3 protein-coding genes are annotated in these 1,875 nt (G+C 61.4%); all 3 read left to right on the forward strand.

Annotated features, from left to right (window positions below; all coding sequences use genetic code 11):
• Positions 1 to 47 precede the first annotated feature (47 nt).
• A complete protein-coding gene (locus tag PMI34_RS22465) occupies positions 48 to 1,169 on the forward strand; it encodes a Re/Si-specific NAD(P)(+) transhydrogenase subunit alpha (protein ID WP_008047188.1) in 1,122 nt (373 codons plus the stop codon).
• 11 nt (positions 1,170 to 1,180) lie between these two features.
• Positions 1,181 to 1,537, forward strand: coding sequence for an NAD(P) transhydrogenase subunit alpha (locus tag PMI34_RS22460; RefSeq protein ID WP_008047189.1), 357 nt, complete (start codon positions 1,181 to 1,183; stop codon positions 1,535 to 1,537).
• Positions 1,534 to 1,875: NAD(P)(+) transhydrogenase (Re/Si-specific) subunit beta (locus PMI34_RS22455; protein ID WP_008047190.1), on the forward strand; the 342-nt coding region annotated here is incomplete at its 3' end. The genes PMI34_RS22460 and PMI34_RS22455, both read left to right, overlap by 4 nt.

A 1,875-nucleotide genomic window follows, 5' to 3' on the forward strand; every position in this document is an offset into this window, starting at 1 on the left:
TCCGTAGTGCATGGGTTTACTCAATAAGATCACGCAGGAGATTTGACGTGCACATTGGTGTTCCTCTCGAAACCCAGACCGGTGAAACACGGGTTGCTGCAACCCCGGAAACCATCAAGAAGCTGATCAGCCAGGGTCATAAGGTCACTGTACAAAGCGGCGCCGGCGTCAATGCCAGCGTTGTCGACAGTGCCTATGAAGCGGCAGGCGCAACCATTGGCAGCGCCAATGACGCGTTTGGCGCCGAGCTGATTTTGAAGGTGGTCGCCCCCAGCGACAGCGAGCTGACGCTGATTAAAAGCGGCACCGTTGTGGTGGGGATGCTCAACCCGTTCAGCAACGAAACCATCGCCAAGCTGGCCGAATGCGGCATTACCGCCTTTGCCCTGGAGGCGGCGCCTCGCACCTCCCGCGCCCAAAGCCTGGATGTGCTGTCCTCACAAGCCAACATCGCCGGCTATAAAGCCGTGTTGCTGGCCGCGCACCACTACCCTCGTTTCATGCCGATGCTGATGACCGCCGCAGGCACCGTGAAAGCGGCCCGCGTGCTGATTCTTGGTGCCGGTGTGGCCGGTTTGCAGGCCATCGCTACCGCCAAGCGCCTGGGGGCGGTGATCGAAGCGTCTGACGTGCGTCCTGCGGTAAAAGAGCAGATCGAATCCCTCGGCGCCAAGTTCGTCGACGTGCCCTACGAGACCGATGAGGAGCGTGAATGCGCCGTCGGTGTCGGCGGTTACGCCCGTCCGATGCCGGCCAGCTGGATGCAGCGTCAGGCCGCTGCCGTGCACGAGCGCGCCAAGCAGGCAGACATCGTCATCACCACCGCGCTGATTCCCGGCCGCAAGGCACCGACGTTGTTGAGCGCGCAAACCGTGGCCCAGATGAAACCCGGTTCGGTGGTCATCGACCTCGCAGCCGCCCAGGGCGGCAACTGCCCGCTGACCGTGGCCGATCAGGTGGTCGTCGAAAATGGCGTGACCATCGTTGGCCCGACCAACCTGGCCAGCACCGTGGCGGCCGACGCTTCGGCGCTGTACGCCCGCAACCTGCTGGACTTCATGAAACTGTTGTTCGATAAAGAAGGACAACTGGTGATCAACCTTGAAGACGATATCGTCGCCGCGTGCCTGATGTGCCGCGATGGCCAGATCGTGCGCAAGAACGGCTGAGGATAAAAACAATGGAAGACATGCTGATCTCTCACGGTATCTACAACCTGATCATCTTCGTGCTGGCTATCTATGTCGGCTACCACGTGGTCTGGAACGTCACACCGGCACTGCACACGCCACTGATGGCCGTGACCAACGCCATCTCGGCCATCGTGATCGTCGGCGCCATGCTCGCCGCCGCCCTCACCGTGACCCCGCTGGGCAAGACCATGGGCACCCTGGCCGTGGCCCTGGCCGCGGTCAACGTGTTTGGTGGCTTCCTGGTGACCCGGCGCATGCTGGAAATGTTCAAGAAAAAAGCGGCCCCGGCAAAAGCTCCGGCAGCCAAAGCCGCAGCAGCCAAGGCTGAGGTGCAGCAAGCATGAGCATGAACCTGGTTACTTCCCTGTATTTGATCGCCTCGGTCTGCTTCATCCAGGCGCTCAAGGGCCTCTCGCACCCCACCACGTCGCGTCGCGGCAACCTGTTCGGCATGCTCGGCATGGGCCTGGCGATCCTGACCACTATCGGCTTGATCTACAAACTCGGTGCGCTCTCTTTTGCACAAGGCGGGGCCCAAGTCGGTATCGTCTACGTGATCGTCGGCCTGCTGATCGGCGGCACCGCCGGTTCGATCATGGCCAAACGCGTTGAAATGACCAAGATGCCCGAACTGGTCGCCTTCATGCACAGCATGATCGGCCTGGCGGCGGTGTTCATCGCC

Source organism: Pseudomonas sp. GM74 (genome assembly GCF_000282455.1).
Classification (GTDB): Bacteria; Pseudomonadota; Gammaproteobacteria; order Pseudomonadales; family Pseudomonadaceae; genus Aquipseudomonas.